This is a genomic window from Limnobacter sp. UBA7229, assembly GCF_002473065.1.
GTDB classification, from domain to species: Bacteria; Pseudomonadota; Gammaproteobacteria; order Burkholderiales; family Burkholderiaceae_B; genus Limnobacter; species Limnobacter profundi.
Map to the genome: position 1 here is coordinate 117,474 of NZ_DKTN01000010.1, position 8,599 is coordinate 126,072.

The 8,599-nt window shown below is 51.8% G+C and carries 8 protein-coding genes; 2 read left to right on the forward strand and 6 right to left on the reverse strand.

The window, feature by feature from the left end:
* Position 1: 1 nt before the first annotated feature.
* The 3 genes from B4C79_RS05040 to B4C79_RS05050 all read right to left on the reverse strand — a co-directional run bounded on the left by B4C79_RS05040 (position 2) and on the right by B4C79_RS05050 (position 2,566).
* The gene (locus B4C79_RS05040; RefSeq protein WP_291742962.1) at positions 2-1,078 is read right to left on the reverse strand and encodes an MSMEG_0568 family radical SAM protein; all 1,077 of its coding nucleotides are present in this window, start codon (positions 1,076-1,078) and stop codon (positions 2-4) included.
* Positions 1,065-2,021, reverse strand: coding sequence for a Nit6803 family nitrilase (locus B4C79_RS05045; protein WP_105028416.1), 957 nt, complete (start codon positions 2,019-2,021; stop codon positions 1,065-1,067). Before B4C79_RS05045 ends, B4C79_RS05040 begins: the two co-directional genes overlap by 14 nt.
* A gap of 62 nt (positions 2,022-2,083) precedes the next feature.
* Entirely contained in the window at positions 2,084-2,566 is a 483-nt protein-coding gene (locus tag B4C79_RS05050; protein WP_105029808.1) for an MSMEG_0572/Sll0783 family nitrogen starvation response protein, read from the reverse strand.
* Positions 2,567-2,847: 281 nt separating this feature from the next.
* Between B4C79_RS05050 and B4C79_RS05055 the strand changes: the two genes are divergently transcribed.
* Positions 2,848-4,236, forward strand: coding sequence for a PLP-dependent aminotransferase family protein (locus B4C79_RS05055; RefSeq protein WP_291751816.1), 1,389 nt, complete (start codon positions 2,848-2,850; stop codon positions 4,234-4,236).
* A gap of 29 nt (positions 4,237-4,265) precedes the next feature.
* On the opposite strand, the gene B4C79_RS05060 is transcribed toward B4C79_RS05055, so the two are convergent.
* Positions 4,266-4,679: an NINE protein gene (locus tag B4C79_RS05060; RefSeq protein WP_206018576.1), complete on the reverse strand. Its 414-nt coding sequence runs from the start codon at positions 4,677-4,679 to the stop codon at positions 4,266-4,268.
* A gap of 154 nt (positions 4,680-4,833) precedes the next feature.
* Here B4C79_RS05060 and B4C79_RS05065 point away from each other — a divergent pair, with 154 nt between their 5' ends.
* A complete protein-coding gene (locus tag B4C79_RS05065; protein ID WP_105028414.1) occupies positions 4,834-5,880 on the forward strand; it encodes a methyltransferase domain-containing protein in 1,047 nt (348 codons plus the stop codon).
* A gap of 40 nt (positions 5,881-5,920) precedes the next feature.
* Here B4C79_RS05065 and B4C79_RS05070 read toward each other — a convergent pair whose 3' ends face one another.
* Entirely contained in the window at positions 5,921-8,014 is a 2,094-nt protein-coding gene (locus tag B4C79_RS05070; protein WP_171097923.1) for a hypothetical protein, read from the reverse strand.
* A 298-nt stretch (positions 8,015-8,312) separates the two neighbouring features.
* The gene (locus B4C79_RS05075; protein ID WP_171097921.1) at positions 8,313-8,501 is read right to left on the reverse strand and encodes a hypothetical protein; all 189 of its coding nucleotides are present in this window, start codon (positions 8,499-8,501) and stop codon (positions 8,313-8,315) included.
* Positions 8,502-8,599: the final 98 nt, after the last annotated feature.

Here is an 8,599-nt window from a genome sequence, read left to right on the forward strand (position 1 = left end):
CTCAGACTTCAAAAGTTTTCAGTGTTGAACACGCACCACATTTTCCGCAGCCGGCTTTCATGTCTTTGGACAACAGGTCGGCTTCCCGCAACATCTGGCCAACGGGTTGAAGCACCTCCCGCATGAATTGGGAACTCGGAACCGGGTGGCTTTCCAAAGGAGTGCCACCAATTGGCACAAACGGAACCACAAAGGGATAAACCCCGCGCAATATCAGTTTGCGACACATGTCGATAATTTCAACCTGTGAATCGCCCAGCCCAACAATAATGTAAGTGCTCACTTGCCCGCGACCAAACACCTTCACCGCAGCATCAAATGCCTGCAGGTAGTAACTCACCGGCACTGTGGCCTTGCCTGGCATCATTGCTTGCCGCGCTGCATCTGAAATCACTTCCAGGTGCATGCCCAAAGTGTCGGCACCGCTTCGCTTCAATTCGTCAAACCATTCAAAGTGGTCTGGTGGTTCAATTTGTACTTGAATCGGCAAATCCACCGCAGCTTTCACCGCCAATACACTTTCAACCATGATTGCTGCGCCACGGTCAGGCGTAGCTGGTGTGCCAGTGGTCATTACCATTTGCTTCACACCATCCAGCTCGACAGCAGCCTTTGCCACCTCGGCCAATTGCTGTGGTGTTTTTCGCTCAATGGTTCGGCCTGCCGCCAAAGACTGGCCAATCGAGCAAAACTTGCATGTTTTATTTCTGCTTTGATAGCGAATGCAGGTTTGCAGCACGGTGGTGGCCAATACATCGCTGCTGTGCAGTGTGGCAATTTGCTCGTAAGGAATGCCCTCTGCGGTTTTCAGACCATAGAACTTCGGTTGCTTTGGAAAATCAATCACTGCAATTGGAATTCCGTTTTTGCGAAGCTCACTTTTCCCGTTGGCATCGGGCTTGCTGGCCATGAAAGGAGAGTCCCATGCCGTATGCGTATGAACAGGAATCATCACGGTTTGCCCATCCACCACAACCGCTTTGTGATCGGAAGGGCCAGCACCACCACGCCGGCTTTGAACCCCCGCAGACGGGTCTTCCAGCCTCAAGCCATAGGTTTGAAGATCAGTACTCAGCATGCTGCACTCCCGAAATTCTTCTCATGGGACTTGAAGCCTCATCCCTGACCAACAAGCTCAACAACTCGGGCCGCGCATAGTGACCAACCGAATCCATCATCCGTTTGCGCTTCGTGATCAGTGCCATGTCAAGATCAGCCACCACCAATCCTTCACCCTCGGTTAGAGGCTCGCCCAGCAACTTGCCTTCAGGGCTGACAATCGCAGTGAAACAACCACCGCGCAGGCCTTTTTGCAAAGTGCTGTCTTGCGAAATACTTTGAACCTGTTCCTCGGAAAGCCAGGCAGTGCTGTTGATCACAAAGCAGCCCGACTCCAGCGCGTGGTGGCGAATCGTCACCTCCATTTGATCGGCGAATACCTGCCCCACCAAAGAACCAGGAAACTGGGCGCAGTGAATTTCCTCGTGCTGGGCCATCAAACAATACCTGGCCAAAGGGTTGTAGTGCTCCCAACAGGCCAGCGCACCCACACGCCCTGCACTCGTCTTCACCACTTTCAAACCCGATGCATCGCCCTGCCCCCACACCATTCGCTCGTGGTAGGTCGGTGTAATTTTTCGGCGCTTCAAGCGTATTTCGCCATTGCCGTCGAAAATAATTTGCGCGTTGTACAGCGAGCCATGGTCCCGCTCATTCACACCCAAAACAACCACCATGTTGTACTGGGCAGCCAAAGCCGATATCGCCTCAGTCTCTGCACCGGGCACCGTCACCGCATACTCGTAAAGCCGCAGATGATCCTTGCCTTGCTGAACAGGCGGCGACACAAAAGAAAAGTAGGGGTAGTAAGGCACAAAGGTTTCCGGGAACACGATAATTTGTACGCCTTTGGCTGCAGCCTCCTCCATGGTTTGACAAACCCGTTGGATGGTTTGGGCAGGGTCCTGAAGATCAGGTGCGATCTGCGCCGCTGCTGCGCGAATTATTCTGGGCTGGGTCATGCACGTATACTCCACTTCAACTGCCATCAAGTGGGGCGCCGGTGGGCGACCCCACTGCGCGTTTACAACGTCCAGGTGTCAATAATCACGGCACTGTCACGTTTGTGAATCAGCACCAGGTCCATCACATCCAGGGGGTTGATGGGTCGAATTCCCTCAATCAGGGAAGGCTCTCCGTGGCCATACAGCGCCTGCAACGCGAAACGGCACGCGTACACTTTGCCGCCTTCACCCATGAATTTCTTGATTTGATTGTTGAAATTCAAATGACCAGGAAACGCCTCATTGCCCAAGGTGGGGAATCCACGCTGCACACCCAAAGTAACGCCGGGGCCATACAGCAGCACCGAGGTCTCGAAGCCTTTGCGCTGCAATCGTGTAGCCTGCAACAGATTCACAAAACCAATCGAACCTTCAAACGCCACTGTGTGAAAAGTCACCAGCGCTTTTTGACCTGGCTCGGCCTTCACATCCTCAAATACTTTTTCTTCATAATCGACAAAATAATCGCCATCAACATGAGCGGGGTGATTTACTTTAGGCATTTCATGATCTCCAGAGTCATCAACAAATGGGCACCGTGAAAGTGAATTGCACTGTGCCGGCGCACGCTCACAGAGTCGCAATGCCTGTACCAATTCAAGCTCTCCAAATCCAATCAATGTGCAATCAAATCCATTTCATGCGACTCTCCAGCCAGTTCCATTCTCAAACCTGAGAGCTGACATCACCACACAAGTCAAAAACATCGCACCTGAAAAGTGCAATGCACCGGGCGCGCAAGTTGCTTGCACCCATTTGAAACCGACAGGCACAGCGAGTGAACATGCGAAGCAGATCAACTCTTTTGGAAGACTGGAACAAGGTGCTTTCCAGTTGCGACAAGCCTGCCTATTTGGCTATTGCTGAAGCAATTGAACTCGAAATACAACGGGGCGTGCTGAAGCTTGACGACCGGCTTCCACCCATTCGTGAACTGGCCAAAGGCTTGAATCTGGACTACACCACGGTTGCACGTGCCTATCAGGAAGCGCAGCACCGCGGCCTGATCACGTCCAAGGTAGGCGTAGGCAGCTACGTCCGGATAAGAAACTCAAACCAGCTTGAAGCAGAACCCACGCTGATCGAGATGACCATGAACATGGCTCCTGAACCACAAGAGCCCGAATTACTTGCGCGCATGCGCCACGGTGCACGGCATGTGACAGAGCAAGGAAACTTTCACCGGCTAACCCGGTATCAGGATTTCGGGGGAACTGAAGACGATCAACAGGCTGCTGCTGTCTGGTTAAACGGTGTCAGCCCACATCACAAGGGGCGCACGGTTCTGGTGACACCAGGCATTCAGGCCACACTGGCTGGCCTGATGAATGGCTTGGTCGGTGCGGGCAATACACTGTGTGCAGAAGCCATCACCTACCCTGGCGTAAAAGCAATGGCGGGCTTGCTGGGCATACGCACACTGGGCATCCCCGGCGACGCCCAAGGTATTCTTCCAGATGCTCTTGAGGCACACTGCAGAATCAACAAAGTTCGGGCGCTGTACCTGAACCCGACCATCCAGAATCCGACCACCCGCACCATCAGCGAAACACGCAGGCGTGAAATTGTAGAAGTGGCCCGATATTTTGGCCTCAAGATTATTGAAGATGACCCTTACAGCAAATTGATGCACAACCCGCCGACATCCTTGGCCAGCCTCGCGCCAGAACTGACGTACTACGTCAACGGATTGTCCAAAACCTGCAGTGCGGGCCTTCGGATTGCATTTCTGGTGTGCCCAACCGAACTCGAATCCAAACGCATTGCCTCCTCACTGCGCGCCACGCAAATCATGGCCAGCCCAATGTGCTCAGCACTTGCTACACAATGGATTCTCGATGGCACAGCGCAAATGTGTCTGGACAATATTCGACTGATGAGCCAGCGAAGGCAACTGATCGCCAGGCGAATACTGGGAGATTTCAAAATCGAAACAAACCCGGAAGCGTTTCACCTCTGGTTGAATCTTCCATCAGCCTGGAGTCAGTCCGCATTCTGTGGGCGACTGCTCAATCGAGGCATCGCCATTGCCAGCGCAGACATGTTCTGCCTGGAAGGTGCAACACCCAACGCTGTGAGACTTTCCCTGGGTGGCAATCTAAATGACGAGCGCTTGGAGCACACCTTGCGAATTGTTGCTGAAACCCTCAACAGCTATCCAGCAAATCACTGAGGCCAAAAGTGGCCGCAGATATCAACCGGTTAATTCAAGGTGCCGTCACGGTGCAGCTCGTCAATTTGATCATTCAGCGTACACCAATCGTAAATAACACCGATGCCGAACAGGCCCACAGTGAGCAGGTAGATCAAACCGGTAATCCACTTGCGTTGGTAAAACCGATGAATGCCGAACACACCCAGGAAAGTCAGCAAAACCCAGGCAATGTTGTAGTTGATGGGGCCGGTTAGAAAACGGCGATCTGCGCTTTTGTCCATGCCCGGGATCAAAAACAAATCGACAATCCAGCCAATCAAAAACAGGCCAAGCGTGAAAAACCAGATGATGCCGGAAATGGGGCGTCCATAATAAAAACGATGTGCGCCCATGAAACCGAAAATCCAGAGGATGTATCCGATGACGATGCTGTGGCTGTTGTTTTCTTTGATCATGTGCATTTTCTTGTTAGAGCTTATCCAAAAAATAAAATAACACAGTGTTGTAGAACTTCGATCAAATACACGCGCTGTTTAAAGCGAGTAACTTATTGTGTGGCAAGTGCGAACTACACATTCAGGCAGAGTCAAATCTTCAATTTCACGGAAACAAACCATGTACGACGCAGTCAAGAATTACTACGGCAAAGAACTACAAAGCAGCAGCGATCTGAAAACCACAGCTTGTTGTGATTTTTCATCCATACCCGCGTGGCTGAAACCCTTGCTGTCAAATATTCACGACGAAGTACTTAGCCGCTACTACGGGTGTGGTTTGGTGTGCCCAACAGACTTGAAAGGAAAACGTATTCTTGACCTGGGCTCTGGCTCCGGGCGTGATGTGTATGCCCTGGCACAACTGGTCGGCGAAACCGGCGAAGTGGTGGGTGTCGACATGACCGAAGAACAACTGGAAGTGGCCAACCGCCACATTGAATACCATCGAGAGAAATTTGGCTACTCGCACAGCAATGTAACCTTCTTGCAAGGATACATTGAACGACTCGATGAACTGGGTCTGGAGAAAAACAGTTTTGATGTGATTGTTTCGAACTGTGTGGTCAATCTTTCACCTGACAAAGACGCTGTCATGCGCCAAGCCTATGAACTGCTGAAACCAGGTGGCGAATTTTATTTCTCGGATGTGTATTCGGATCGCAGAATAGCGCCTCAAGTGGCCAGCGACCCGGTGCTCTATGGCGAATGTTTGGGGGGTGCCATGTACTGGAACGACTTCTTGAGGATTGCAACCCAAAACGGCTTTACCGACCCGCGTTTGGTCGAAGACCGCCCGCTAGACATAACCGATGAACGCTTGAGTCAATTGGTTGGGCAAACACGCTTTTACTCCGCCACCTACCGACTGTTCAAGCTGGCCGATTTGGAAACTGCGTGTGAAGACTACGGCCAAGCAGTGATTTACCGAGGCACCAGCGAAAACCAGGCACACGGCTTTCTTCTGGACAAACACCACTTCATGGAAACCGGCAAGGTTTTCCCCGTGTGTGGCAACACATTCCGAATGCTGCAACACACCCGTTTCAAAGAGCACTTTCAGTTCATCGGTGACTTTTCCAAACACTATGGAATTTTTGAGGGATGCGGCAGTTCCATACCATTTGAACAAGAGATTAGTTCAGCAAAGTTGGGAGCTTGTTGCTGAACAGACTGGATAACTGCGCTGGCCTGCATCCTAAATAGTGCTACTTCCGGGCACGGCTGAACTCCTCCACCCGCTCCCACAACTGCAAATACGCTTCAGCCGACCGGAACAAAGTGGCCACAGCAGGTTTACCGCCAGGCTGCATCATCATGTCCGCGATGTAATCCGGGTACAAGCCGTAGTGGGCCACACCATCGGTGTTCAAGTCATACACGCGTTCGCCTGTTCTCTGGCGCTCAAACACCACATCACCCATTGGAGATTTGAAGGGATACACCAAGGGCTTTTCAACTGCATCAGAGCGGGGATCTGCCTGCTGGTGAATGCCGTTGATGTCTGAACCAAACCCGCTCGCAGGTGCTTTGCCAGCTGGATACAAAGCACTCAGCTTTTGAATGTAGTCCACTGCCGTGGGAGAAGGTTTGTCGGGCAGATTAGAAATAAGTCCGCCTGAATCGACGATGCGCTGGCTATCGCGCGCAGCGCTGATGGTGCCAGAGTGTCCGGACACCACTGGCAGGCCACGTTCCTTCATCATGGCCAACACCCGCTTGCGCGACAGAGCGCCCATGTGGTCTGTCTCAACAATCACGCCTTTTTTGGCCAAGGCATCGATTAGAAAATCACCCAGTTTTGTCAAACCACGGGCATTGCGCTGACACTCCCGTCCCGGCACATCTTCGGGAGTGGGCGGGGTATTGGTCAATTGCAGCAAAGCCAATTCAAACAAACCGTAGTCCTTGCTGTCCACTGTCGCAGGTTCAGCACTGTCAATGTCTTCACAGGTGGTGCTTGCAAATGGGTGACCAGTTTCCCAAATATTGCCGGCATTGAACACCTGCATCAACGCAGCATCCTTGGTGAAGCGGCTAATTTCAGTGCCGCCAAACGCGTTGTCGAATATATGAAGAGGAAATACGCTGCGAATACCCAACGCATAGAACTCATCCAATCGCTCCAGAATTTGCTGCTCTGTGCACTCGGGCATGCCCATGAATTCGCCGCAGTTGAACAGCTTTTCGTTTTCAATACCCATCACCACAGCAAGCTTGCCGTCGGCGATCACGTCACGCGCCGTGGCGCTGTCGTAAACAATCCTGAACCATCCTTTTCCTGGGCCGCCCTCCTGGGCGTCGATGTACTCCTCCAAATCCAGCAGCAATTGCCGTTGTAATTTCACGCTTTCCATTTCATCGCAATCATGTTCTTTCAAAGGCCACACCTGGCAAATCACCTCATTGGCCACAAAATGATTCACCATAATGCGCTGCCCACCCATCCACGCGCGCTTCATCCACACGTAATAAGTTTGATGATGGGTTTGAGATCTTGGGTTGGGCCAATAACTAAAAGTGGGCCAACCATCCGTGGCATGTTGGTTAACAGGGCTGCCAGTGGCCAACAGGTTGTCCAATACACCCAAGGTGCCTTGCGGGCCATGGTCAGCTTCACAACTGTTCAAGGCCTTGGTAATGCCAAAAGGGTGAAAGGGGCGGCCATGCGCAAGCTTACCCCCCAAGGCCTCGCTGCCCCCGATGTGAATGTGCGTGTCCACCCAACCCACCACTTCCCCATTCGAAGTGGTGCCCTTAAACGGTGTACCTGCGGCGTTCAACTCGGCTTCAGGAAACACGGCACATCCCGAAGCCGGCTGCAACACAAACATGCTGGCTTCTGCCTCACCACTGACCAAGGCTAGCCCCTCACCTTGAACAGCCAGAAATTGTTGGGTGACAAGCTGCCTGAACCGAAATGAATTCTGTTGTAATGCGGGAATGATTTCCCACACGGTTAAAAATCCAGGCTCAGCCTGTGCAAAGGGCGTTGCATCACTGCTTGATTCTGCACTTTGCTGATCGACGGCCTCGCCCAAAGCCCCACCAGCCTGACGCACGCCATCACTGACCGGCTTCAAAGGCTCAATCACTTCCGCGAGATCACCAAGACCTGACAAAAAATCAGTGCCAGTTCGAAGAAACTGGATTAGTTGCGCTTGGTTAAAAGGGTTTGAATTGGAGAGCCCCAAAAAACTTGCATTGCTGTCAAACAACAAGTACTGGCCCAAGCGGCTTGGCTTGAAATAGAAGGGTGAAGGTGCGTTACCGATGCCATACATGCTGCCGCTTGCATTCAAGAAACGCCTATCGGTTGTGGCAACTGAAAAACATTGATTGGCAATGTTGAATTGATCGAGCCTCGAGTCAGTTTGCCCGGGTTGAACTCGTGTTCCAGCCGCCGAGGCGTTGTCATCGCCACCGACGCAACCTACCAAGGAGAAAAGTAAACAAAGCCATACCAAACAAGAGGCTGTTCGTCCCATCTCTGTCTCCACTTTCTATGTGTTTCAGAAAGTGTAGAACAGGTGTGAATTTGCCAATGTCGACTAGCTGACACAAACTCACGATGTTGACACTGACCGTGTCACTTATCGCTCAAGCCGGGTCTTCAGAAAGAATTCCGGAGGTAACTGCGTTGCGCAAAAACTGTTTTTCGTAGTGTCGATTGCGTCGCGCTTTCTTGGCTTTCGCGCGTTTGTCATAACGCTTGTCAACGACCAACTCATCCAGGTTTGACAATTGATCCGGGCTTACGACCTGCTTCATCGAATTTCGCTTCGTCATGATTACTGCCTGTACTGCAAACTACACGAAACGAAATCATAAATGAAAAAGGACCTAGCGGATCACTCACGCTAAGTCCTTATTTTATTTGGGGCGAT

What these genes read in the sequence shown, in the direction of transcription:
- B4C79_RS05065 (WP_105028414.1), top strand. Translation starts at nt 4,834, where the DNA reads ATGTACGACGCAGTCAAGAATTACTACGGCAAAGAACTACAAAGCAGC.
- B4C79_RS05040 (WP_291742962.1), bottom strand. Translation starts at nt 1,078, where the DNA reads ATGCTGAGTACTGATCTTCAAACCTATGGCTTGAGGCTGGAAGACCCG.
- B4C79_RS05050 (WP_105029808.1), bottom strand. Translation starts at nt 2,566, where the DNA reads ATGCCTAAAGTAAATCACCCCGCTCATGTTGATGGCGATTATTTTGTC.
- B4C79_RS05060 (WP_206018576.1), bottom strand. Translation starts at nt 4,679, where the DNA reads ATGCACATGATCAAAGAAAACAACAGCCACAGCATCGTCATCGGATAC.
- B4C79_RS05075 (WP_171097921.1), bottom strand. Translation starts at nt 8,501, where the DNA reads ATGACGAAGCGAAATTCGATGAAGCAGGTCGTAAGCCCGGATCAATTG.
- B4C79_RS05045 (WP_105028416.1), bottom strand. Translation starts at nt 2,021, where the DNA reads ATGACCCAGCCCAGAATAATTCGCGCAGCAGCGGCGCAGATCGCACCT.
- B4C79_RS05055 (WP_291751816.1), top strand. Translation starts at nt 2,848, where the DNA reads ATGCGAAGCAGATCAACTCTTTTGGAAGACTGGAACAAGGTGCTTTCC.